Origin of the sequence: Desulfoluna spongiiphila (assembly GCF_900101345.1) — a bacterium.
GTDB classification, from domain to species: domain Bacteria; phylum Desulfobacterota; class Desulfobacteria; order Desulfobacterales; family Desulfolunaceae; genus Desulfoluna; species Desulfoluna spongiiphila.
Window position 1 is genome coordinate 149641 of record NZ_FMUX01000013.1, and the last position, 25067, is coordinate 174707.

At 54.8% G+C, this 25067-nt stretch carries 21 protein-coding genes; 3 read left to right on the forward strand and 18 right to left on the reverse strand.

Going from position 1 to position 25067, the window contains the following annotated elements:
- Positions 1–131: 131 nt before the first annotated feature.
- The 17 genes from BLQ12_RS17250 to BLQ12_RS17330 form a co-directional block, all read right to left on the reverse strand.
- Positions 132–1085 (reverse strand): type II secretion system F family protein, encoded by a 954-nt coding sequence (locus BLQ12_RS17250; protein ID WP_092212334.1) that lies wholly within the window; start codon positions 1083–1085, stop codon positions 132–134.
- A gap of 4 nt (positions 1086–1089) precedes the next feature.
- Positions 1090–2436, reverse strand: coding sequence for a TadA family conjugal transfer-associated ATPase (locus tag BLQ12_RS17255; protein ID WP_092212336.1), 1347 nt, complete (start codon positions 2434–2436; stop codon positions 1090–1092).
- A complete protein-coding gene (locus BLQ12_RS17260) occupies positions 2433–3641 on the reverse strand; it encodes a CpaE/TadZ family protein (RefSeq protein WP_092212338.1) in 1209 nt (402 codons plus the stop codon). The genes BLQ12_RS17255 and BLQ12_RS17260 overlap by 4 nt, the downstream gene beginning before the upstream one ends.
- Before the next feature lie 2 nt (positions 3642–3643).
- Positions 3644–5110, reverse strand: a complete 1467-nt coding sequence (locus BLQ12_RS17265; RefSeq protein ID WP_092212340.1) for a type II and III secretion system protein family protein — start codon at positions 5108–5110, stop codon at positions 3644–3646.
- An 11-nt stretch (positions 5111–5121) separates the two neighbouring features.
- Positions 5122–6174, reverse strand: coding sequence for a Flp pilus assembly protein CpaB (gene cpaB, locus BLQ12_RS17270; RefSeq protein WP_092212342.1), 1053 nt, complete (start codon positions 6172–6174; stop codon positions 5122–5124).
- A gap of 17 nt (positions 6175–6191) precedes the next feature.
- Positions 6192–6623 carry a TadE/TadG family type IV pilus assembly protein gene (locus BLQ12_RS17275; RefSeq protein WP_092212344.1) on the reverse strand — a complete coding sequence of 144 codons (432 nt, stop codon included), beginning with the start codon at positions 6621–6623 and terminating at the stop codon, positions 6192–6194.
- On the reverse strand, positions 6620–7072 hold the full coding sequence (locus tag BLQ12_RS17280) for an A24 family peptidase (protein WP_092212346.1): 453 nt from the start codon (positions 7070–7072) through the stop codon (positions 6620–6622). The genes BLQ12_RS17275 and BLQ12_RS17280 overlap by 4 nt, the downstream gene beginning before the upstream one ends.
- Positions 7073–7077: 5 nt before the next feature.
- Positions 7078–7278 carry a Flp family type IVb pilin gene (locus tag BLQ12_RS17285; RefSeq protein WP_226860175.1) on the reverse strand — a complete coding sequence of 67 codons (201 nt, stop codon included), beginning with the start codon at positions 7276–7278 and terminating at the stop codon, positions 7078–7080.
- A gap of 275 nt (positions 7279–7553) precedes the next feature.
- The gene (locus BLQ12_RS17290; protein WP_175469895.1) at positions 7554–9329 is read right to left on the reverse strand and encodes an Lcl C-terminal domain-containing protein; all 1776 of its coding nucleotides are present in this window, start codon (positions 9327–9329) and stop codon (positions 7554–7556) included.
- Between the two features lie 119 nt (positions 9330–9448).
- The gene (locus BLQ12_RS17295) at positions 9449–12367 is read right to left on the reverse strand and encodes an Lcl C-terminal domain-containing protein (RefSeq protein ID WP_092212352.1); all 2919 of its coding nucleotides are present in this window, start codon (positions 12365–12367) and stop codon (positions 9449–9451) included.
- Positions 12368–12724: 357 nt separating this feature from the next.
- Positions 12725–13042: a hypothetical protein gene (locus BLQ12_RS17300; protein WP_092212354.1), complete on the reverse strand. Its 318-nt coding sequence runs from the start codon at positions 13040–13042 to the stop codon at positions 12725–12727.
- 422 nt (positions 13043–13464) lie between these two features.
- Complete coding sequence (locus BLQ12_RS17305; protein WP_092212356.1) at positions 13465–14943, reverse strand: hypothetical protein; 1479 nt, start codon at positions 14941–14943, stop codon at positions 13465–13467.
- Positions 14944–16006: 1063 nt separating this feature from the next.
- Positions 16007–17359, reverse strand: coding sequence for a glycerate kinase type-2 family protein (locus BLQ12_RS17310; protein ID WP_092212358.1), 1353 nt, complete (start codon positions 17357–17359; stop codon positions 16007–16009).
- Positions 17360–17381: 22 nt separating this feature from the next.
- Positions 17382–18026: a tetratricopeptide repeat protein gene (locus BLQ12_RS17315; protein ID WP_092212360.1), complete on the reverse strand. Its 645-nt coding sequence runs from the start codon at positions 18024–18026 to the stop codon at positions 17382–17384.
- 224 nt (positions 18027–18250) lie between these two features.
- Positions 18251–19594, reverse strand: coding sequence for a GntP family permease (locus BLQ12_RS17320; protein WP_092212362.1), 1344 nt, complete (start codon positions 19592–19594; stop codon positions 18251–18253).
- Positions 19595–19622: 28 nt separating this feature from the next.
- The gene (locus BLQ12_RS17325; RefSeq protein WP_092212364.1) at positions 19623–20462 is read right to left on the reverse strand and encodes an MBL fold metallo-hydrolase; all 840 of its coding nucleotides are present in this window, start codon (positions 20460–20462) and stop codon (positions 19623–19625) included.
- 25 nt (positions 20463–20487) lie between these two features.
- Positions 20488–21180 carry a FadR/GntR family transcriptional regulator gene (locus BLQ12_RS17330; RefSeq protein ID WP_175469896.1) on the reverse strand — a complete coding sequence of 231 codons (693 nt, stop codon included), beginning with the start codon at positions 21178–21180 and terminating at the stop codon, positions 20488–20490.
- Positions 21181–22756: 1576 nt separating this feature from the next.
- Here BLQ12_RS17330 and BLQ12_RS27090 point away from each other — a divergent pair.
- The 3 genes from BLQ12_RS27090 to BLQ12_RS17340 all read left to right on the forward strand — a co-directional run bounded on the left by BLQ12_RS27090 (position 22757) and on the right by BLQ12_RS17340 (position 24435).
- Complete coding sequence (locus BLQ12_RS27090; RefSeq protein WP_139164018.1) at positions 22757–23116, forward strand: DUF6966 domain-containing protein; 360 nt, start codon at positions 22757–22759, stop codon at positions 23114–23116.
- 125 nt (positions 23117–23241) lie between these two features.
- Positions 23242–23649: a hypothetical protein gene (locus BLQ12_RS17335; RefSeq protein WP_092212368.1), complete on the forward strand. Its 408-nt coding sequence runs from the start codon at positions 23242–23244 to the stop codon at positions 23647–23649.
- An 81-nt stretch (positions 23650–23730) separates the two neighbouring features.
- Positions 23731–24435 (forward strand): hypothetical protein, encoded by a 705-nt coding sequence (locus tag BLQ12_RS17340; RefSeq protein WP_092212370.1) that lies wholly within the window; start codon positions 23731–23733, stop codon positions 24433–24435.
- A 4-nt stretch (positions 24436–24439) separates the two neighbouring features.
- On the opposite strand, the gene BLQ12_RS17345 is transcribed toward BLQ12_RS17340, so the two are convergent.
- Positions 24440–24778, reverse strand: a complete 339-nt coding sequence (locus BLQ12_RS17345) for a hypothetical protein (protein WP_092212373.1) — start codon at positions 24776–24778, stop codon at positions 24440–24442.
- Positions 24779–25067: the final 289 nt, after the last annotated feature.

The window sequence follows — 25067 nt, forward strand, 5'->3', positions numbered from 1 at the left end:
TGTCGGTCTTTTGGGGCAGTGTCATCGATAACACCTTAATGGCCCAAACGATGACCAAGGTCGCAACCTGGGGTTCAGGGGATCATCCCCTGGCCGCCGGAGGCAGGCTTTTCCTGCCCGTTTTTTTTGCTTCAGACGTCGAGTTTTGTCATGGCGCGCATAACGATGAACCCCGTGATTTCAAAGAAGACGGCCGCCACAAGAAAGCGCTGCCCCGTGGGGTGTGTGACAAGGGTTCTGATGTAATCCGGGTTGAGAACCCATGTCACGAGTCCGAACACAGGGGGCAAGAGCCCAATGACCAGGGCGCTGAGCCGTCCTTCGCTGGAGTGGGCCTGGATCTGTCTCTCCAGTTGAAAGCGTTCCCTGATGGTGGTGGACAGGCCGGAGAGGATGGCGGCCAGGTTGCCGCCGGTTTCGCGCTGGAGGATGAAGGCGGCGCAGAAGATCCGGATATCCGGCACGTCGACAAATCGCTCTTCAAGGTGGTTCAGGGCCTGTTTAAAGGGAAGGCCCATGGCGATCTCTTCGTATATGAGGGTGATCTCGTCCCCCAACGGATCGGGAAAGTTCCTGCCTGCCTCTTCTAAGGCACCGTCGACGCTGTGGCCCACCTTGAGGGAGCGTACGATCATGTCCAGGGCATCGGGGAGTTGTTCAACGAGGCGTCGTTCCCTTTTTCTTTTTGTCCAGATGATCACCCCGAAGGGCAGGGCCACCCCCGCGCAGGACAGAACCATGGCCACCACCAGCTGGCCGGTGAGAAGAAAAGCGGTCAGAAACATGAGGGCTCCGGCCCCTGCGGTCCACAGCACAAACCGTTCAGGGGACGTTGTGACGCCTGCGGTGATGAGTGCCGACTCCAGCCTGGAGAGGTCAACGAGGGCTGCCACCAGCTCTTCCACGGCAATTTTTCCGGACTCGGCTTTCAGGGCAGAGGCGTGGGGTCCTGGGGGAGCAGAATCCCCTTTGAGGGAGCGGATGAGGGTGCGGGCCCTTCCTCTGCTTCGGTCTGTTTTAAAAAAATAGAACGCCAGGGCAAAGAGGGCGGTATCTACGAGGATGACGGGGATCCATGGGGTCATGGGGTTACACCTCAAGGGTCATGGTGAAGGCTTCGGGATCCAGGCGGATGCCGAAGCTTTTGATGTGGTCGGCATACCGGGGTGTGTGGCCTTCGCCTTTGAAGGTTCCCCGGATGGCGCCGAGGTCATCCATGCTCTGCTGTTCAAAGGTAAACAGAGGTCGGGTGATGACGGTGTCGCCTTTCATGCCCATGACCTCGGAGATGGAGGTGATGCGCCGCTTGCCGTCGGCGAGGCGCGCCAGCTGTACGATGATGTGGATGGCCTGGGAGATGAGCCGCCGGATGGAGACCTCGGAGAAAAACGCGTGGGTCATGCCGGCCATGATCTCCATGCGCGAGATGGCATCGGAGGGGGCGTTGGCGTGGATGGTGCTCATGGATCCCGGGTGGCCCGTGTTCATGGCCTGGAGCATGTCCATGACCTCGGCCCCCCTTGTCTCCCCCACGATGATGCGGTCCGGCCGCATCCGCAGGCTGTTTTTGAGCAGCTCGGTGAGGGTGATTTCGCCTTTGCCTTCGATGTTGGCGGGGCGGGATTCCAGGCTCAGGGTGTGGTGCTGGTTGAGCCTGAGCTCTGCGCTGTCTTCGATGGTGACGATGCGTTCATGGGCCGGGATGTGGGCGGAGAGTACGTTGAGCAGGGTGGTTTTTCCGGCCCCGGTGCCCCCGGAGATGAGGATGTTCAGCTTGGCGTGGACGGCGGCCCTGAGAAAGGCCATCATCTCTGGGGTGAAGGTCAGGTTGGCGAGCATCATGGCTTCCGATACCGGCACGGCCCCGAATTTTCGGATGGAGAGAAGGGGCCCGCTTAACGAAAGGGGCGGGATGATGACGTTGACCCTGGAGCCGTCGGGCATGCGCGCATCCACCATGGGGGAGGCTTCGTCGATGCGCCTGCCCACGGCCGAGACGATCTTGTCGATGACCTGCATGAGGTGGTCGTTGTCGCGGAAGGTGATGGGGGTCAGGTGCAGCATCCCCTCTTTTTCCACGTAGACCTTGTCGTGGCCGTTCACCAGGATGTCCTGGACGGTCTGGTCGTTGACCAGGGTGTCGATAGGACCGAAGCCCATGATCTCGTCCATGATGTCTGAGATGAGAACGGTTCGCTCCCGGGCGTTCAAGGGGACATTTTCCGAGGCGGTGATGTCTAAGAGCGCGGTCTTGACGGAGGCGGCAAGGGCGTCTTTGGGCAGGTCGGTGAGGGTGTGGAGATCCAGCCGCTCCACCAGTTTCCGGTGGACGCCGGATTTGAGGGCATAAAACGCTTCGGAGCCCATGGGGTTGGGCGTTGCGGCGTCTAAACCGGCAAAGGAGGTCCCTTGTCTGATGCGGTCCCGGAGGGTCATGATGCGGCTCCTGACCGGGCGGGGCGCAGGGGGGCCGTGGGTCTGAACCTGAAGGACCACGGGCTTTTCGAAGGGCGACGGGACGGGGGCTCGCCTTGAAGCACCTGGTGAACCAGGGCCTCCGCGTCGCGGCAGATTTTTGCTTTAGGCTGCATGGCATGCAGGGTTTTGCCTGCCACCAGGGCATCGTGGCAGAGTTTTTTATCCTGTGCGATGGTGCCCCGAATCGGGAAGTCAAAGATCTCTTCCATGTGTGCCACGGAGATGTCGTGCCTTGGGCTGTGGCTGTTGATCATCACGTGGAGGTTCTCTTCGCCGAAAAACAGATCCCGTAACAGCCGGAGGGTTTTGCCGGTGCCCTTGATGGCCGGGATGTCCTGGGTGGTGACCAGCATCAGGTGGTCGGTCTGTTTGAGGGCGCACACGGTTTTTTCCGAAAAGTCATGGGGCAGGTCCACGACGACGTGGTCGAAATAGTGGGTGAGCAGGTTCAGCATGCTGTCGATGTCCGATGCGCTCAGGCTCTCGGCGTCTCCGATCTCCTTTGAGGTGCTGAGGACGTAGAACCCGTTTTCGTGCCTGGGCACGGACGAGAAGAGCAGGTTGGCGTCCATTCGTTCGATGTTGTCCAGGAGGTCGAAGGGAGAGAAGTGGGACTTGAGCTCCATGAACCCTGAGGTGTTGCCGCAATAGAGGTCCAGGTCCAGGAGAAGGACCCCTGCGTCCGTGTCCCGGGCCAGGAGATCGGCCGCAGTCAGGGCAAGGGTGCTGGTGCCCTGGCCGCCCCTGGCACTGAAAAACGAGAGCACGGAGCCGGCCCGGGACTCTTTTCCCGTGGGGGTAAGGGCCGACAGGATGGCCGGGAGCAGGGCTTCCCGTTCATCCGGGTAGACCAGAAAGTCCGTGACGCCGATGCGAAGGCCCTCTCTGATCAGGTCCGGGTCTTTGGTTCCGGCGATGAGAAAGGTGACGAGGCCCGGGAACTCCCGGATGACCTCGGCCAGTTTCCTTTGCTCCATGTCCTGTGTCCCACCCACGAAAAAGAAGAGAACATCCGGGGTGACGGTGTGAATCAGGGAGGCCAGGGCGCTATCGCCACGGGCGACTTCAACCTGGATCAGGGGGTTGAGTTCTGCGGCAAAGGCATCTTCAATTTCAGCTCCGTTTCCATTGCCTATGATCAATCCTTTAAGTTTGTTTGCCATAATTACCTTGCGAACCCTAAGTCCCCCACGAACACGGGTGAGGGCGGTTGTGTGACATGGATGAGTTCAGTGTCTCCCGTTTCAGTCTTTCCTTTATTAGGGGAGGGCTCGGGGGAGCAGGTTTTGTACGAGAGCCGGTTGAGCATGAAAAAATCCATGTCGTTGATGCAGTCATGCATATCCTCTCCGGGCAGGCGAGGCAGCTCATCGCTGTTCAGGGGCTTGACCAGCCTTGGGGTGACCATCACCACAAGCTCGGTCTCTTCCTTGCTGTACTCCTTGCTGGTAAAGATTCCGCCGATGACGGGGATGTCTCCGAGTACAGGCACTTTTTTGATGCTTCGGCTGCTCTCCTCCTTGAGGAGTCCGGCCATGGCAAAGCTCTGGCCGTCCCGCAGGGAAAGGGTGGCAGAGCCTTTCCGGGTTTTGACCCCCGGCACATACACGCCCCCTGATTTCACCGCCACGGTGTAGTCCAGGGAGCTGATTTCCGGTTTGATCACCAGGGAGATGACCTCTTTGCCGATGATGGTGGGGGTGAAATTGAGCTTGACCCCCACCTCTTTAAACTGAATGGAGATTTGCCCGGATTCTCCGGCCACGGGCACGGGGAACTCACCGCCCACGACAAAATTGGCTGTCTGGCCCGAGGTGGTGACCAGGGTGGGGGTGGCGAGCAAACGCATGAGCTCCTGGCCCTTTAAGATGCTTAAGATGGCCGAGGCGTTTCCCTTTTCATTGGTGACGGCAATCTGAAAGGCGGAGGCAAAGGGGGAGGCGATGCTGGCCGTTGACGCGGAGATTTGTGAGCCGGTGTTGGTTCGGGCCATGTTGGCCGAAGCCGATCCGTTTTCAAAGACGCTGATCCCCAGGGACTGGTTCACGAGAAAACCAAGCCCCATGCGTTTCAGGCCGGTGCGGGAGACCTCGGCGATGGTCACCTCCAGCTGCACCTGCTGGGCGCAATGGAGTTCGATGAGGTTGGTGATTTTGAGCACGTGGGCGGAGACGATGGTCAGGACCCGGTCGAGCTCCTGCTGGCTCTCCACGGACCCGGAGAGGATGACGCCATCCTGGCTCTGGCCTACCGTCACCCTGGCATGGGGCACGAAGGCTTTTAACTGAGAGCGGATGAAGGCTATCTTTTTCTCCGAGAGGTAGACGGAGACCTCGTAGACATCGGCCCGGCTCTCCTCGCCCTCCCCGTACCAGAGGACCAGGTTCGTGGACCCGGGGTTCTGGGCGATGATGAGCACCTGGCGGGGGGTGACGAGTTTGACATCGGCAATTTCCGGGTTGGCAACGGAGATGCTGGTGACCTTCTTGTCCGTGAGTTTTACGAAGGACTTGTTGGCCTCCACCATGATCCGGCATCCGCCGTCGGCAAAATCCTGACACGATGAGGCTGCGCAGGGGCGGATACAGGTCAGAAAGACAAGGGCGTGAAACAGAAACAGGTAATATTTCAAATCAGGCTCCGCTAATCGTGGGTATAAAATATTTTGTTGGACGATTTTGTTTTTCGGTAAATGGTGACGCGGTGGACCTCTTTTTTATGGGCCAGCATGTCGATGACGTACGCTCCCTGGGTGTCGGTGCGCGTTGTATCGGACCGGTTGCGGCTGATGAGCCGGAAAACGGTTTTTTTTGATGCATCGGACACCGCTGCGATCATTTCGGCCTCATGGGGTTTTACCAGCAGGGTGACCCGCTGGGTCGACTGGCCCGGGGACGGCAGGTTGTCCAGCACCTTTTCGGAGTTGAGCACCTCGATGTTCTGGAGCAGGGTTTTCGAGGAGTGGTGGAAGGCGGTGGTCATCCCTTCGGAGCCGGGGTTGTCGGTGTCTCCGGTAAACCCGCCGATTTTGCTTGTCCCGATGAGGTCCACGCGGTCCCCGTGTTCAAAGACACTGCAGATGCCGTCGTCTTTCTTGACGGTGAGGGTGATGGCCCTCAGGCCTTCGGGGATCTCGGCGCTGAGGTCGGCGGGGGGAGAGAGCAGGTGGACTCCCGAGTGGAGAGAATACCCGGCGTTGTACCTGGTCACGGGCTGGTCGTCCTCCGGGTTGACGGCCAGAAGGGAGATCTCCCCGGATGCGGCGGCCGAGCTCAGGGCCACCCCTTGCTCCGGGGTGACGATCAGGCTGACGTTCCATGCCTTGGTAAAGGTTCGCGCCTTGGTCGTGGTCTCGGTTTCGGGGTAGGCGCTGAGGATTCTGACCCGCTGCAGGACGACCCGGGAGAGGTGGGCGAATTTTTCCCCGGGGTCGCTGCTTGTGACGATGACATCGACGATGTCGCCGTATTTAAGCTTTTTGGACAGCCCCGAGGTGGCGGTGACCTGAACACTGATGGCCCGAAGTCCCGGCGGGATTTTTCGGGTATAGGAGGGGGGCGCTTTTGCTGTGGTTGTTGCATGGACCGGTGGCGGGGCCGCAACGGATTTGCTCAAGTTTCTCAAAACCACCACCGAGGCGATACCCCCCAAGGTCACGGCCAGGATCAGTGCGATGATGCCTCGAATGTGTCGCATAGGTTGCCTTTCTCTTTCTAAATGTCGTGAAACACCATGACGGCCCGTGCGTTCAGCTTCCTGGGCACCATGAATTCCGGGAGGAATCCCGTGAGCTGCCTGACCTTCAGTGCCGGTACGCTGACCTCGATTCGCCGGGGGCCGGTTGAGTCCCTTGGGGTAATGGTGATCCGGATGTCTTTGTCCCGGTTCAATTTAAAGACCCAGAACGCGTCGGCCACGGCCTGGCGTGCAAACTCCTCAGGATCTTCTCCGTAGGCATTCCACTCTCGCGCTTCCACGGCGGCCTTGGCCCCTGTGTACACGGCATCGGTCAGGACGATCCGGTTGGTGAAATACCAGCCGTACTCGATGATAAGAAACAGAATCACCAGCAGGATGGGGAGCAGCAGGGAGAATTCCACGGCCACGGCGCCCCGGTTGTTGTTTTTGTCTGCGTATCCCATCATCCCAGGGGGACCTTTCCCATGAGCAGGTACGCCGCGTATCCCGTCGCCATGGCCAGGGAATAGGGCATGGTGACGGCCGATGTTTCACCATGCCGCCTGCTCCGTCGGTGTCTAAGATACGGCACAAGGGCCATGGCCCCTCCTGCCATGGCGCCGTAGAGAAAGACCGAGAAGAGGGCATGGGCACCGACCCAGGTTCCCGTGGCCGCAAGCAGCTTGACATCTCCCCCGCCCACACCCCCCAACACAAAGGGGATGAAGAGGCAGGCAAGGCCTGTCAGACCCCCCTGCACGCTCCAGAGGGCCCCCGGCACTCCTGACAGAAGGGTGTGAAAGGCAAGCCCCCCTAAGGCTGCAGAAAGGGTGAGGGTGTTGGGGATAACCCTTTCCTGCAGGTCCGTGCAGAGGGCCGCGGTAAAGAGAGCGGCACATGCCCATGCGCTGTTCATGGCGGCTAATACGTCCCGGAGGACTCGTCGGAGGTCGCCACTGTCTGGGCTGCATTGCCCAGCTTGTCGGAGATCGCCGTGAACAATTCGGTGAGCTGGGTGCCGAACAGGTTGAGGGCGCCCACGAGCACCGCGGCCATGACCCCGACAATCAGCCCGTACTCAATGGCGGTGGCTCCGCTTTCGTCGTTCCATAATGTACTCATCAGTTTGATCATATGATGCGTCCTTCGTCGTGTGTGAGGTGCATGGCGCTCAAGATAGTCAATTTTTGAGTAAAAAGCTGGGACATAGTTGCGGTATGTTGTGAATAAATTGCGGGGTTGGTTCTCTTCGTCGGGGGGAGTCATGATGGCGTTCACCCGGCAGGGCCCCCGGAGTCAGATGCTCCGGGGGCCGAGGGCTTTGCAGCCAACGTGGCGTCGCCACATCCGGGCCCCGGACTGGGCAATCCGTGGCCGGTAAAGAGATCATGATATGATCAGGGCGTTACAGCGCATCGGATAAAGCACCCCCCGGATGTATCCCCATCTCCCGCCTTCACGGACCCTTCCCCATCGCTTTGCTTCGTGTCGTCGTCGATGTTTGTAAAGGATACCTGTGTGGGCGCCAGAGCAGCAAAGCCGCTGGTGTCCTTTGTGAACTCTGTGTTGACGGAGACGTTGACGTAAAAATCCTGGTTGCCGTCGGCCTCGGTGTCGTCTTTGCCGGTGACCGTGACGTACTGGGTATCGCACCAGTTTTCCGATGAAAAAAAGAGGGCCTTGGGCGTGACCCTGGCTTCGGTGTCGTCGGAGCAGGTCACATCAAAGGCCACGGTGTTTTCAGGGGCTGTGCTAAGCTTGACATCGATGACCGCCTGGGACCCGATTTCCCGGGTTGTATCGTCATGGGGGATGGCGCAGAGGTATTTTCTGCACTCCGTATAAAAGATGCCCGTGCTGGCTCCTCTGGCTGCATAAGCCCCGTTCAGGGGCATGATCTTAAGGACTCCGTTGACGTCGTCCTGTTCGGTGACGGTCCAGGAATACGCTCCGTCGTTTGGGGTGTCATCCGTTATGGAGGCAAAGGACTTTCCACCGTCGCAGGAGATGGCAATGGCGACATTGCCGGGGATCTCCGGGCTCGGGTTCTCCCAGGTGATGAGCATGGTATCCCCTTTGTGCCAGGTGGAACCGGGTTTAGGGCTTGTGATGACAAGGCCCCCTGGCTGCAAGGCCTGTCCTCCCCTGACGGCTCGAACCCGGAAGGCGTCCCCGCTGTTGTCCTGGGAGGTTTTAAAACCACGTTTGGTGACACCGTGCTGTATATCAACGGCCCATGCCATGGTTTTTTTCCCTGTCTGGATAACAGGCGTAACCGATGTTGTGGAGGACCAGTAACACGCCGATATTTCGCTGTGGAAGGCAATGACTGAGTTCGTGAAAACGGGCATATGGAGCATGGGCTGCTCTGTCCTGGTGTAATCGATCAAGGTCAGCAGCTCTTTGATCGTGGGCAGTCGCCAGTCGGTGTAACCGCCGATCTCCAGATCGTTGCAGTACGCTGCCGCCATGTGCTGGCGCCATTTGTCGCTGGTGTTCTCCTGGGTCTTCAGTTCCCAGATGAGGCCGGTGTTGAAATCGGTGACCGTATTGTCCATGTTCAGGTGGTATCGGCTCGGGTTGGTCAGGGGGGTGCCCCTTACGGCACGGACTGTGGCCGCCGTGTCCGGGTTGGTGGTGTTGAAAACGTGTCCGAGATCAAAATTGAGGAGGTAATATTTCGTAACGCCCTCCACTTCGCTGGTGGTTGACGACCAGTAGTGACGCGTCTTCTGGGTGTTGGGGAAAAAGTCGGTGTCGACTGCCGGGCCGTCATGTTCGAAGTCGGCCATGGCGTGAAGCTCAAGGATGGTTGGCAGTCGCCAGTCCCGGTGCCCGCAGAATGCCTCGGCGTTGAGCTGGTCGATGTACGCCAGGGCCTCGGTCTGGGTGACGGTTTCTTCTAAGCTGGCCGCTGTTTTTACTTCCCAGGTCAGGCCGGTGGCATGGTCTGTGACTGTTTTGTCGCTGTCTGTTTTAGAAAAGGACGGTGGGTTGATGAGGAAGTTGCCGTCCTGCCCGTAAAAGGGCTGGCTCGGAGATGGGCAGGCAATGGGGTTTCCTTCATTGTCAAAGCAGGTGGTCTGTCCGGTGTCCGGCACGGCAAAGGCCCATACGGGGAGCAAAGGAAGGCTCCAGAGAATCAGGGCAAGGGCAATGTGTTTTTTCTTCATGGGAAACCTAAAACGAGTGAGTGAAAATGAATGGTCACATAGACGGTATCGGCGCTGTACCGGGAGGAGCGCCCATGAGCCCTTCGGTTGTGTCACCGGAGGGCTCATGGCGTCACGCATTACGGCAGACCGTGATGCAGTGATTGGATAAAGCAACCTCCTTCGGTGTTTTCGCCTTGCGTTTCGGGGCTGGGGGTGGCTTTTTCGGCAGACGACTGCGCATTACTGCTCTTCAAGGGGACCTTGGTGGCTGCGGTGTCTTTGTACCCGGTGGTGTCTGAGGAGGCTCCGTTGACGGATAGCTGAACCGTCACCTCTTTTTCACCGTCCTCCTTGCTGTCCGGGACACCGGTGACCGTCACCGTCTTTTTTTCATTCCAGGTCTCGGGGGCAAAGACAAGGGTAGCAGGTGAGACGGAGGCTTCGGCTTCGTTGCTGCTCGTGACATCTACAATGACGTCTCCGTCGGGCACGGTGCCCAAGGCCACGTGGAAGGTTGCGGAACCGCCGTTTTCAGTCACGGTTCCGGAGATATCCCCTACGGTGAGAGCGATTCGTTCCCAGTCATTGTTGTCGACATTTTTGACATGGTAGATGATGTGTTCAGGAGCATCCGCATACCCCGTGGTGTCTTTTGTCTCCGGTTTGTTTGGCCGGACGATTATCTGAAAATCTTCGGGAACCATGGGGTCTTCAATGATGAAGTCGTCCACGCCGGAGGCGGTGACAAATTGCTCGTCCTTCCAGTTAAGGGGCGTAAAGACCAGCTTTTGGGGAGAGACTACACCCTCGGTTGTATCCGTAGATTCGATATCGACGGTAACGTTGGCGGAAGGCTGCGTCAGTAACCGAACCGAGAATTGTGCAGTTCCTCCATCTTCTGTCAGGCGCAGATGGTTGTATCCCTCGGTCCAGTAGTCTGTGACAAAGAGCCCCGGGTCGGTGTTGAGGCAGGTGACATGGATGCTTTTTGATTTGATCGCCTTATAGCCACTCTGGTCCGTGGTTTTGTCGATGTCCACTTCCACGGAGAGATCAAATTGCTCGTCTGCTTTCGGGACACCGTCTTTTTTACCGGTTACGACCATTTTCTGGGGAAGACCCCAGTTTGTAAGGGAAAAAACCAGTTCTGCCTTGTTGAGTTCGTATTTGTCGGAATGGATACTTTTGAATTGTATGGTTACGTTACCTGTGGGCTTTGACGTGAGGTGAACGGATATGTTTGCTGAGGTACCGTTTTCGGAGATAATAATTTTGTCAGGGGTGGCCACGAAGTCTGCTGTGTCGTCGTCGTCATTGATCAGTGTTATGAGGGTCGGCTCAAGGGTGGTGTAGCCTGTTGTGTCCGTGGTGTGAACCTGGTCGACCGTCGCCAGGGCATGGTAGGCAACCGATCCGTCGACGACATGATCGTTGGCCCCTGTGATCGTCACGAGTTGCGGCTGGTCGTAATCGTCGGGCCCAAAGGTCAGGGTGCCGCCTTGGGAGACAATTCCTTCTAAAGGGTTGTCACTTTCAATGGAGAGAACGACCGTCCCGTCGGGTTGTGTGTTCAGGCAGACGGGAACCGTTGCGGTTAATCCGCTTTCACTCGTGTGCCCGGATGGATCACCGAGGAGGAGTTTTACCTGGGGCCCGATGCGAAAGAGGCTCTGGGTCGTTCCCTCTTGCTCATGCCCCGAAACCGTTGGGGTGATGCGCAGCATGCAGTTCACGGAAGAGATGTCCGGCGGGATTTGCCAGGCGTAGAGTCCTGTGTTTTCAGCCGAATCAGTGATCGTCGTAAAGTGCTTTCCTCCGTCGGTGGAAAAGTCCATGACCACGTTTCCCTGTGTGGCTTGATGGAAACCTATCCACTTAACAAGGATCTCCTCACCTGGTTCAATGTCGGCGCCTTGGCGAGGGGAGGTGATCACAAGGTGCCCATCGTTGATGGGTTGGCCGCCTCGGACGGCGAGGACCGATGTTGTCGATTTTGCTGCTTTTGCCATGTCGGAATAGTATTTGAGACTTTCCATAATTGTTGAAAAATGTACGGTAAGTGGGCTTTCGTTCGATTCGTGTTTTGCGTAAGTTGATGTCCAATAGGATTCGTCGGATTCTGTTCTAATGTTAGAAAAAACAGATGGGTAAACCAATTTTTTTGAACCAGCAAAATTGACGATGGTTAGAAGTTCCTTGGCTGTGGGCAGGCGCCAGTCACGGTAGCCACCAGTCTCGAGGGTGTTGCAATATGAAAGAGCTTCGCCCCAAGTATATTTTATCGGGATATCATCTTGTAAATATTTGGACGCAAGTTCTTGTTCCCACATCAATCCCGTTTCCGTATCGGTGACAGTCCCTGGGATCTCGTGATTGGGTTTGAGGCGATACTCTCCAGTTTGCTTCGGTCCACTGACCGCGCGTAAGTATGATTTGGGGAATGAACTATTATTCCAGTTTGCGTGTTGTGTAAAGGCTTTAAAATTCAGTGAATATGAGAAGCTCATGCCCTCCGCTATTTCGAATGGAGTGGCCGACCAATAGGAGCCATCAGGGGCCGTGTTTGGGAAACAATCTGTGTCGATTTTCAACACATCTTCCGGGTTGTCAATATACCTTACAAGGGAGGTAAGTTCTTTAATGGTGGGAATGCGCCAGTCGTTACGCCCTGCATATTGTTCAGTGTTTAGGGTTTCAAGGAAATCATCAATAAAGAGCTTCGAAGAGTCGGAAGGCTTAGAGCCCCAACAGTATTTCACATCTTTGTTCACTTCATTTTTTACTTCCCAGACAAGCCCGGTGACCTTGTCGCGGACAGCTACCCAGGTTGTTGCTTCCGGGGAGAGCACATATCCCTCATCATCCAGTTTTTCGTAGGACATGGGGTTGATAGATTCAGATCCGTCCTGCCCTGAGCCAGCGCAGTCAATCTCGTTACCGGCATCGTCATAGCACAGGGTTTGATTCGTATCGGGCACAGGGGCTGCCGAGGCAGGGGAACATAAGAAAAACAGGAAACAGGTGGACAGGAAGAACAGGCGACTGAAGGGGTTCATGGGGCACCTCCCAAATTTTCGTCCGACATATGTGGATCATGGCCGGTTGCAGAATAAAAATCCGCAATCACGGCGTCTCTGTACGCTTTGCCTGGGGGGAGGAGACCGGAGGCAGCGGTTATTAAAGGAACACGCATCATCAACTGCTTGCGCAGATGCTTGCCGGAAACCATGGGCGTTCATGCAGTGACGGCGGTTTGCTAAGGTGCATGCGCCTTGGCCAGGCGCATCCTTCTCATCTGTCTTCGGGTTGTTCAGTGATACCAGAGAACCGAGACGCAACCTTTTAATAATTTGCGGATGATACGGACTTATTTGCTTGGTGGTGCACTTTTTTATGCTGCGCATGGATGGCTTTTACTCCATGGTTTGGGCTCCATGGTGCTCCGGCAGGACCGCCGCGCCGTCCTCATCGCGCAGAAAGGTCATCTGCCCTTTGATGCCGCCTCCGATCACCAGGGAAAGGGTAATGGCCGGGGCGTCTGTGAAGGTATCCAGGTAAACCTGCGCCAGTTCCTTCATGACGGTGGGAATACCCCGCTCAAAGCCTTCCTGCCTAGCCATAAATGCCACGTAACCCCTGCCGTCGGCCTGGCTTGTTTCCACACGGATTTTTTCCGCATCCGTTGTTTTCAGGGCATAGGTTGTGAACTCTTCGGACAGGTCTTGAAGCAAGGTCGGCTCAAGGGGGAGAGGGGGGGGATTTGGACGTGCGTTTTTTCCACAAGGGTTTCTGCTTGGGCCGGAAGGTGGGAATTCATCTCTGGTTGCTTAAGGGGGGCCTGAACTGTCTCTGTTTCCTTGGTGGTATCATGCTGGGGGGGACTGACGAGTAGGAACCCTGCAACGCCGAGTACAAGAGCAAAAACAATCAGGGCCGATATACATAGACTCATTTTTTGTGAGATGCAGAATTTCATAAAGTGGACTCCATACATAAGAAAATATTAACGCTGAATCAATCGGCAAGCATTCAGACTTTTTGGGGGAGAGCTTGTTTATATGGTGCACCCCGTTCAAGATGCTGGACAGGATGCACCATTGGTAAGGATGAGACTATTTGATTAGATTTAATCCTGGAGAAGGCTTACCAAAAATCAATAATAAGGTGCGCCTGATCCTTTTCTGGAAAGAAATAGCGATTCATCCGCTGAATCAACTGTTCCGTCAGAATTCATGTCATAAACAGGGTTGCTGGTCCCTATATAGGTGTTGAGCCACGCTTCGTCGATTACATTGCAGCTGTTATCGTTGTTAAAATCCCCATCCGCCATGTTGCCGTACATATCCAGGTCCGCATCGATCTGGTTGGCGTTGGTTGTGAGGTAGGCGTTGTCAAAGCAGTCCGGGATGCTGTCCGAATCGCTGTTGGCATCGTCGCCGAGCCCGCTCACGACGTCCGGCCCGCCGCTGCCCCAGGCAAAGTCCTGGTCCACGTAGAGGCGGTTGCCGGTCATGGATGAGCTGGTGGGGTTGTAGTGGCCTCCTGAGGCGAGGTTGGAGGCTCCGTCGTAGGCGAGACTTTTCTGCCAGTCGGTTTTGGTGGAATCAAAAGAGCCGCTTGCGATTTTCGTCATGGATGTGGGCGGGTTGTTGATGTCCGTGCAGGCGTCGATACGGAAGACAAAGCCCAGGTCTGAGTTAAAGTTGGCGTTCCATGACCCGTTGGCCGTGACGTAGATGTTGCCGTCGGGATCCCTTTCCAGATCGTTAGCCCCGAGGTAGGTATCGGCAGAGTTGCCTCCGGCGGGGATGGGAATGGTGCTGATGGCGTCCGAGGCGGTGAGGGTGGTGCTGTTGGTTACTGCGTTTCGAATTTGTGCCGTGGAGTAGAGCCGGACGTATTGCCTGTCCGTGGGGCCGGAGGAGGTGTAGGTGCCGGTGTAAAGGTTGCCTTCGTCGTCAAAGGCAAACCCGCAGGAGTAGCCGCCTACGTCCACGACTTTTTGGAGGGAGCCACCGGAGTGGATGTAGATGGCGTGGGGCTCGGTCCAGGCGTTGGTCTCTTTGCCCGCAAAAAAGGGAATGCTTCCAAGGGTGGTGTCGGTGCTCCACTCCACCTCCCAGCATCCCGGCTGGGAGAACTCAGAGGCTGCCGCAACCTCAACCGAGGTGAAATCTTCATCAACGACCACGGAGTACCAGTCTCCGTCCCCTGCGCCGTTGCCGCTCATGGAGAACCAGACGGTACGGTTTCCGTTGGCAAGGGGCGTGGGGTCAACTTTTACGGCCTGGCAGTAGATACCTGATCCGTAGGGATTCACATCGGCAAGGGTCAGAAGGTGACCACCAAGGTAGGAGTACATGTTGACCTGAACGCTTTTGTTGGAGCCGACCCAGGTGCCGTCTTCGCACTTGAGAATGCTTCGGGTCTTGGCAGCTGCCGTGCCGGTTGCCTGCTGGGAGTACACGATATCGATGCCCCCGGAGTAGGATTTTCCGCTCATGGTCGCCATGGTGGAATCGTAGACATCGTAATTCGTTTCACCGGTAAGGCCGGCAACGGCATGGGATGAGAAGAGAAACACACACGACAGGGCGGCAAGGATCATTCTGGGAATGGCTTTTTGTTTCATACTTTCCTCCGAAATTAGAATGGATTCTTTCGTCACGCGTTTAGAAACGGGTGACATAAACGACGACGCCCGGAGCGTTTCGCCGGTTGTGCAATGGTTTTATTGGTTCGGATTGCCTGGTTTTGCAGCGGTTGCGATGTCCTTTTAAAGTCAGGGACGATGCGTCCATGGTGAAGAGGCAAGGATGTGATTCAGAGATACCAGCGCGGCAGAATAAAACCTTTTACTTTGTTGCGGATTCTTAAGAGTTATTTGCTTTTTTAGTCTTGGCAAACTTCTTGGAGGAGGCTGGGGGGAAAAAGGAGGTGTTGCGATGTGCGGCTTGGTGTGTGCGGTTTTTTGTAACTATTCAGCTTATATCGCCAGTTGCTAAACATTTGCCCAATATCATAAAAATGGGTTTAACAAACAGGCCTTAATCGTTCTTCTTGAATGACGTGTGGGCATTGGTTATCGTTTGGCCACGACGTTCAAAAAAATCGAGAAAAATCGACCGAAACGGAGCACCGCACTCCGGTGCGGCTTTTTAGTCCGTCGCGACCCGAGCCGCACAGGAGTGCGGCGCCCCAGGGGACAAGGGGGGCGGGGGGAATGTAAACAGGCCGATGGCCAAAGCGCATTGGCGATCTGCTTTCAAGGAGGCATACCTTGCCGCCGGAGGCTGTTTTTTTTGATGCGTAGTGACAAAGCATTGCTTTGATCTGGCCGTTTTTGCATGAAATATAAGGGCTAACGACATTCTGGAGGGGGGAAGGAGGATGTGTTGGGGTGTGCGGCTTGTTGGCTGGGGGGCGCTTTTGCCGCACCGGAGTGCGGCGCTCCAGATTTTAGGCTATAGGTCCGAAGGGGGAGAAAATTGAACAGAAAACGGCTTGAATAGATGGTGCTTTAAAGGCGAATGTGATTTTCCCCGAGGAATCCGCCTACGCCCTTGTCAACGTTTCACCATGCCTCCGTCGTCTGTGGGCTACGGCGTGACAAGCGATGGGGAAAGCACATTCGCAATTTGCTTTCAAGGTGGCTCACCTTGCCGCCGGAGGCATGTTTTTGGTTTTTTTACGTTCTATGTCACGATCAGCACCTGCACATCGCAGACATTGGTGTTGGTGGGCCCGGTCTTGAGAAGGGCTTCGCTTTGCTCAAGGGCATTGTAGCTGTCGTTGGTGTCCAGGTACCGCTGGAGGTTGACCCCGGCTTCCCGGGCAGCTTCCAGGCCATGGGCCGAGGCGATGCCCCCTGCAGCATCCGTGGGGCCGTCGTTGCCGTCCGTGGCACCGGAGAGGAAGACCACGTGGTCGTGGAGCTCGGGTCGGTTCTTGAGCTCATTGAGAAAGGCCAGGGCCATCTCCTGGTTGCGGCCGCCTGTGCCGTCTCCTTTCATGGTCACCGTGGTCTCTCCCCCGGCGATGATGCAGGCGGGGGTTGGGGCCAGGGTTCGGTTCCTGAGTTGTTCCGATGCGATGCCCAGGTAGAATTTGGCAGCTTCACGGGCCTCTCCTGTCATCTGGGAGGAGAGGATGATGGCGTTGTACCCCAGGTCCCGGGCTTTGCTGCGAGCAGCTTTCAGCGCCTGGAAGTTGGAGCCGATGAGCATATTTCGGGTCTTTCCAAAGGCGGGGTCTGAGGCCCCGGGTGTTTCGGGGATTTCCCCCTTGCTCCCTCTGGTCAGGAAGTCGAGGACCTTTGGGGGCAGGGCGTCGTGTATTTTGTATTTGTCCACAATGGCAACGGCCTGGGAAAAGCTGGACGGGTCCGGGGCAGTGAGGCCCGAGGCGATGGCGTCCAGGTGGTCCCCCACCACGTCGGAGAGAATCAGGTTCAACGAGTCTGCCGGGTACAGGGCCTGGGCCAGGCGGCCCCCCTTGACCCCGGAGAGGTGCTTGCGGATGCAGTTGATCTCCTGGATCTCGGCCCCGCAGGCCAGCAGCGCCTGGGTGACCTGCTGTTTGTCTTCCAGAGAGAGCCCGCTTTCCGAATAGGGGCAGCACATAAGGGCAGAACCCCCGCCGGAGATGAGGTTGATGACCAGCGTCTTTTCGTCGGCATCGCGGCAGAGGGAGACGATGGATCGGGCTGCCTCCACGCTTTTTGCATCGGGCACCGGGTGTCCGGCTTCGATCAGGCGCACGCGGGAGGTGGGTTCGGTGTGGCCGTATTTCACCGCCACCAGCCCGTCGGTGATGCGCGTTCCCAGAACCTGCTCCACGCCCAGGGCCATGCGGGCCGACGCTTTGCCCACCCCCACCACCAGAATACGGTGGTATTGGTCCAGGTCGAAGGTGAGGGGCTCGCCATCTGCCTGCACGGTGAGGATGCTTCCTTCAAGGGAGAGTTTCTGGTGGATGAGCCCTTCGGGGTCCACATCGGAGAGGGCGGCCTGGAAGATGGTTTGTGCGTCTTGGATGGTCTGGTTCATGGGTGTGCGGCCTCCATAGTTTTCAGGACTCGGATTTCAGGGCTTTTTTGAGATTTTCAGCATACAAAGGGGCGCCGGACAGGGCCGTAATCTTGCGAAAACAGGCGGCCGCCCCTTCGGGGTCCCGGTTTACCTCCATGCGAAGCACCCCCAGGTTGTTGAGGGCCTGGATGTTGGTGGGATCCTTGGCCACAGCCTTTTCAAAGGCGCTTTCGGCCACGGCGCTTTTCTTCTTTGCCATGCAGGCGATGCCCTCCTCAAGGAGGCGCTGAGACTCCTGCAAGGGGGCCATGTCGTTGACGGAGGCGAGCAGGGCCAGGCGGCGATCCAGCCAGGGCGCATCCGGGTGGTCGTCGGAGAGGGCCCGGCATCTTTCATACCACGTGATGGCGCTTTCCTTTTTTCCCCAGAGGTAGCCCAGGTCCCCTAAGGCCCTGCAGCGCTCATGGCTCATGCCGTTTTTTCGCACATCCTCTTTAAAGGCAGCCTCAGCCTCCTCAAACCGTTTGAGCCCCATAAGGCACAGCCCCATGTTGTAATAGGCTCCCGGGGTATCCGGGCAAAGGGCTGCAATTTTACCGAAGTATGTCAGGGCCTTTTCATAGTCTTGCAGCACAAAGGCGTTGAGGGCAAATCGTTTGTAGAAAAACAGACGAATGAATGTCATGCCTTATCCTTATCTTTGCCTCCGGCGGCCCTGCCGGGGGCCAAACTTTTCAAAAGTTTGATAAACAGGTTTTAAAGTCCATTCAGGCGAACCATGTAAAAAATCGATCCGTCGGTGTCATCACGGTTAACCCAAAGGCCCTTGCGCTTTTTTCAGATGAACGAAGGAAAAAGCGCAAGGGAAATGAGCTTTCGAGGTGTTTTCGCCACTCTCGCCGCCGGAGGCTACAACATGACCATGGCCAGGGCCTGGATCACGGTCATGGCCACGATGCCCTGGACCAGGGTGACCCCTGTCTGGCACTTGTAGGCCGTGGAGGTGTCCATGTCCGAGAACTGGGAGACCACCCAGAAGTAGCTGTCGTTGGCGTGGGACACGGTCATGGATCCTGCGCCGATGGAGAGCACCACCAGCACCTTGGCCAGTTCTGAGGTCATGCCCATCTGCACCATAAGGGGGGCCACCATGGCCGAGGTCAGGATCATGGAGACTGTGGATGCGCCCATGGCGGTCTTGAGGAGCATGGCGATGATAAAGGGGATCAACAGGCCCAGGTTCATCTGGAGCAGGGAGTTGCTCAACACGTCTGCCAGGGGCAGCTCGCGGAGCACGAGTCCCAGCGCCCCGCCCGCGCCGGTGATGGCCAGGATGGACGCCGAGTGGTGGATCCCTTCGGAGATCCAGGCAAAGGAGGCGCCCTTTTCTTCTTTGGGGATCAGACTGGTGGCCAGAAAGACCCCCAGGAGAAGGGCGGTGACCGGGTTGCCCAGAAAGTCGAAGAAGGTTTTTACCACACCGGAGCCAAAGGGGGCGGCGGGGAAATCCGCAATGGATTTCAAGGCAATGAGCACGATGGGCAGGACAATGGGAGAGAAGCTGTGCACCGCCCCGGGAAGTTTCCCGTATTTGTCCAGGAGGTCTTCAAGGGAGACCTCGGGACTCGCCTCGATTTGGTATTTCACTGCCACCTTCATGGCGTACACGTAACCGGCCAGCATCACGGGGATGGAGACGAGAAATCCCATGAGGATCACCAGGCCGAGGTCCGCTGAAAGGGTTCCGGCCATGATGATGGGGCCGGGGGTGGGTGGCACCAGGCAGTGGGTGGCGTAGAGGCCTGAACTCAGAGCCGTTGCCATCACCGCCAGGGAGATGCCCGATTTTTCCGCAAGGGCCCGGCTGATGGGCGAGAGGACCACAAAGCCGGAGTCGCAGAAGACCGGGATGCTGGTGACATACCCGGTGAGGCTCATGGTGAGGGGCGCTCTCTTTTTTCCCACCAGGGCCAGAATGGCGTTGGCCATGGTGAGGGCCGCGCCGGTTTTTTCCAGGATCGTGCCGATGATGGTACCGGCGATGATCACGATGCCGATGTTGCCTAAGATCCCTCCGAATCCTTTTTTAATCACCCCGATGGTCTTGTCTACGGGAAGGCCCGCCAGGAGCCCCACAAAATACGCTGCCAGAATGAGCACGATAAACGGGTGCCACTTGAATTTTGAGATAAGCACGATCATGCCTACGATGGCGACAAAAATAATACCGAATAGAAACAAACCGCTTGCCATACTTCAACCTCCCTCATCACCCGGGGCGTTACCCGATCCTCAGGGAACTCCCCGTCCTGTTGTGAAAAAACCGACCGTCCGCCTTCTCAAGGGCTGCCATGGCCTTGGGGCCGGTGCAGTGGGACACGCCGATGGCGGCGCAATCCAGCCCCTTGAGATAGGAAACGGTCGAAGTCATGCGTCGGTCGTCGGCCTCAACGAGGTGCGTTCCCCCGACCACCGCATAAATCGTTTTGTGAAGGCGAGCTTTCACCGTGTCGATCATGTTCATGATCCCCGGATGGGCACAGCCCAGTATCAGCACAAGGCCCTTGTCGGTTTCCACGGCCACCATGAGCTCATCGGCAAAGGTATCGGAGACGAGCTGCCCTGCTTCCTCGAATACAAAGCGGAGGTTGGCCTTTTCTTCGGGATGGGTTTTGTCGAAATCGGAGATGACATAGACACCCGGGGCGATCTCATCCACGCCCGGGGCTGCGAACCGGATGCTGCCCTTGGACGCTTCCACCTCGGCCCGTGTAAACCCGTTGCCCAAAAATTCGGTGCGCGCCCCGTCCGTGCTGTATTTTGCCCGGAAAAAATGGGGGTGCACCACCAGCTCCACCTCCTTGCGCCGAAAGGGGCTCTTCAGGAAATGGGGGACGCCGCCGCTGTGGTCGTAATGCCCGTGACTTAAAATGATGGTCTGGGCGCGGAAGGGGTCCAGGTTAAGTTGTTTGGCGTTGTTCAGGAATGCATCGGATTTGCCCGTATCAAAGAGGAAGCTCTGCCCGTCTTTTTCGATAAGAAATGAAAGACCGTGCTCACAGGTCAGCCCCAGGTGCTCGCCCTGGCCATTCTCCACAAGGGTTGTAATGACTACGCCCATCGGTACTCCTTTTGCGGCCCGGGTGTTACCCCTGGCGCTGCATGTAATCCAGAATCTCTTTTTCTGCGTTTTCCAGGTGGGCCATCATCACCTTTTCGGCGCGTTTTGGGTCCCTTGCCTTGATGGCATCAAAGATCGCCTTGTGCTCGGCAACGGTGCGCTCGGCCCGCCCCGGAATATTCAAACTGGAGATCCACCCTTCGCTCAGGCTCTCGGCCATGGTCTTCATCAGGATATACAGGGGGCGGTTCCGGGTGGATTTGGCCAGGGCCAGGTGAAAGATCCTGTCTTCCTCGATGATCCCCTCCCGTGTTTCCGAGGCTACCTGTCGGGAAAAGGCGTCCAGGGTGCCCTCCATGGCTTCAAGGTCTTTTTCATCGGCCTTTTCCGCAGCCAGGGACGCGGCTTTGGGTTCTAAAATCCGGCGCATTTCAAAGTGATCCCGCAGGTCTGCCTCGTTGGATTGCAGCCAGGCTGCAAAGGTGTTGACCCCTTTGCTGATGGGATCGCTCACAAAGATCCCTTTGCCCTGGCGGACCGTTACCTTGCCCGATATTTCAAGGATGCGAATGGCCTCGCGCACCGAGGCCCGGCTCACATCCAGTTTTTTTGTCAGCACGTTTTCGGAATAGAAACGATCTCCGTCGGAGAACCCTTCATCCCGGATCATCCTCTGGATTTCGTTTACGATTTGCTCTGACAACCTGGCTCGTTTCATGGGGGCTCCCATTTTCTGTTGATGGATGAACTTGTATACTTGTCGACTTGTCAGACAAGTTAAGGCTACCACCCTCAACGGCCCCCGTCAAATGAAAATAACAGGATCATATTCGGGGGATAGGGCTATGGGGGAGAGGTGCCCGCAACCCTTTGATGTTTCGAATCGGCCATGGTGCCACGTTCGTTTGGCGTCCCTTCACGCCGTATAATGAGCTTGTTTGATGGTGCGCAAGCACACCTTATGGGGTTCACATGACCGGATGCGACGGGGGCAAAGGTAGGGTGTGCTTGCGCACCGCCGAATCTCCGAGGCCGGTGATGAAACCTAATTGTACCGGGAATTTTCTTATCTCTCGCACGTGTGCCGGGAGGTACCGGTTCATGCAACGCGTGATCCAGGTTGAACAAGCCCGATATTTCATGGATCGAGTGCACCCCTATTCAAGGCATCAGGGCTGCAGATGTCGTGGTTTACCTCAACACGCTGATAACGCATATGGTGGGTGCAATCAACTGGCCCAAAAGGTGAGAAGAGCACTAAAAAATCGATGGATTACATCTTATATATCTGAGGCTGTCGTTTTTCAGAAACTATCCGGGTGAGGCTCTTCCTCCAGGCAGGCGTTGTGTTTCAGGCGCTCTTTGTCACGCACTTAGTCAAACCGCCAGGGTTGGAGAGCGGACCGCTAAATACCTCCTTGCAATTGTTCAATCCAAAGAGTAAGAATTTACCAGTTTGACGAAAAGCAGGCAGTCGACTTTGGGTTGAGCACTCAGCTGAATGTTTAAATATAGTAGCATAACCCCAAGGGTAACATTGTTAATGGTGAAAAACGCCAATTGTTCATGTGCGACTGTCTGAAAATGCATGAAATATAAGAATATGCGACAAAATAGTCCTGTATTCCGACATGATGCGGATTATGGGACAAGGCTGTCGGTTTTTCCCTGTGAGAAGGTATTATGGGACAGATCGGTTCCCAATAAATGGAATACGGGACATGATGGTCCCATATTCCCAGGGATGGATAGAATATTAGACAATAATGTCCGTATTTCCCTCTGGGAGGGTGTTACTGGACAAAATTGTCCAATAATAATTGTTGTAAGCCTTATCGGTACTTGCAAAAAACGTAAGGGGTTGTGGTTTTTCCCCTTCGCCTAAGGGTTTCGTTCTTTGAATTTGTCCACTGTTTGTCACGAGGGTATCCTCGTGCAAAACAGTGCTAAAAATAGCCATAAAACCAGCTTTTTTGGTTTTCGGGTGGCTCGTTCAACAGTTTTGTTTATAGGCTGTGGTGTTCGTGAGGGGTTTCGGCAACTCAAAGGTTGGCGATTTCCTTTCTTTCAGTTCGAAGGGTCTTCTTCATTCAGTTGTCCCCAAGGCCTTGGGTTTTCGGATCATCTTGAATTGAAGCCCGCCTTACAACAAAGCACTTAACTGGTCCGGGCTACTGCTGCCCGTTTCCAAACGGTTTCGTCAATCAACCGCTTTCGCTTCCTGGCCTCCGTCGCCTTGCGCCGCCCGGCCCGTTAGTGCTGGCGTTAGCTGCTATTCAACATGATCGAGGACTATGAAAATTCAGTTATCTATTCGAAAAAATCAGCTCGATAAACTAATACAATCGCTCGAACATTTGTGTATTCATTTGCGTTTAGACGAGGACTGTCCTTGGATTGATCATTTTGAACGACAACTTGAAAATGCAAAATCATTATCAAACTCTAAATTCACTCAAAAGGAATTAAGCGATCTATCATCTTCGATTAGATCTGTTTATGGGGGGATGGGGAGTTTCAATGATTATTACAATCCAAATTACACAAAGCATAGGAATGAGGTAATGAAATTACTTGGGTCAAGCACAGATTTATCTGAACGCGTCTATGAATATGCTCTTGAATTAATGGTAATCGGTATTACAAGCAGCTAACAAACACTTGCACGCCGACCGGGCGCAAGTGCGGCTTTTCGGCCCTGTTGGCTATTCATTTATTGTCAAAAATCAAACACCTTCATGCTTCGGCGCCCGTCGGGTGAAGTGTGGCGTTATAAACTATGAACAAAATATACTCATCTCCCGATGAAAACTACCAAGTGAAATTTATATACGAGTGGGAAATACGCTTTGGTCCTGCGTACTTTCAACTTGAATTAAATGGCCAAATAATTTCTGATAAACTATTTGGTGACAAACTTTTTTGGTCCCTTGATTCAAAATACCTCGCTGTAGAGGAATGGTTGACAACGGACTCTCAAAAGGGGCCTGTTACAAGACTGCTTCTATTTGATTTAGAAAACAACAAAATGTCTGCATTTAAAATAATAAACAAAGGCTTTCTACGAAAAGTTAATTTCTTAAATGATCGATTAATATATATTAAAGAATATGCTGCTACAGGCAGAGGTACTGAATCTGAAGTGGAATATAAAAATATTAAAAATTGGGCTGAAATTCGTTTATAACAATGCAATTTCAGCGGACGCAAAAAGCCGCGCCGCTGAATTGCGGCGTTAGCATCTGTGCAGTAGGAGCCTTTGAGAAATATGTATAATAATTACTTGTTTAACAAAGACTTAGAGTTGAATAACAAATCTAAACAGAATTTAGTCTTATCAGCTGCACTTTTTGAAGAATCGTTCGATAAAACGAGAAACGAATTAGAACAACAAAATATAAAGTGGCGTGATTTTCCAGACATTTATTCTCGTGATGAATCATTTGATATGCGTATGTCAGCTGTGGAGAAGGGAATAAAAGAACGTATAAATTTATTACCTCTTACCAAAAAGTTCATTAAATTATCTTTTCCTGATTTCATATACAAAAAAACACCGGATGGAACTTATGTATTTTTCAAACAAGTTAACGAGTTTATAAAGTTAGGGATTGGGTTCGAAAGAGTACACCATTTGGGTTTAGGTAAAGCATTTACGCTATGCTTAAATATCGAGCATACTGATGAACCTCTATTAGGTCATATCTGGTCAGATAATTTCTTTCGACTCTACGGAGAAAAAGAGAATTGGCCTCCATGTTATACATATTCAGTTAAAGATGATTTAAACTCAATTTTTAAAAGTGTGAACAAAATTTTAGATAAAACACTTCCAATTTTTGAAAACAACTTAAAAATGTCTTTTGAGAACTACCCAAAAATGGCTTCGAGTTACGCTGATCTGAACCAATATGAAATAGAGTTATGTAATAGAGTTTTGTACATCACAAAAGCACGTACAATGGAGAGCTAATTCTTCATTTTAAAATGCTAACTACACGCTGCAAGGGACGCCAAAAAGCTGCGCTCGTTCCTCGCTCCGCCTTTTGACGCCCCTGAGCGTAGCGTTCTAAAGCTTGCCGTACATTGAAAAACATTAAGGGGTTGTGTTCAGCCCATCCTTCGTCGAAGGGTGTCGCTCTTTGAAGCTTCTCGCGGTTTCCAATAAAGGTATTGCCGGGCAAAACTATGCCAGCAACCACCTCAAAACCAGCTTTTTGGATTTCAGGGTGGCTCGTAACTCGTTTGTGCTCAAAGGCTCTCGTATTCGTGACCGGTTGCGGCAACTCGTAGTCTGTCGGGTTCCTTTCTTTCATGTCGAAAGGTCTTCTTCAATTAGTTGCCCCAAAGGCCGTTGGTTTCTCGAAACATCATGAATTCAAGAGCGCTTTAGAACAAGTCATTTCACCGGACGGGCTTACAGCTGGGCGTTCCCAAGCGCTTTCGATTCTCAAACAATTAAACCTATTCACCAGTGTCGGCGCTCGTCGCCCGCACGGTGAATTCCAGCGTTGGGCGATAGGAATTCATCATGTTGAAACTCTTTTCAATCATTATTTTATTAGCTTTTGCTGTACCCAGCACTGTTTTGGCTGGCGTTACAAT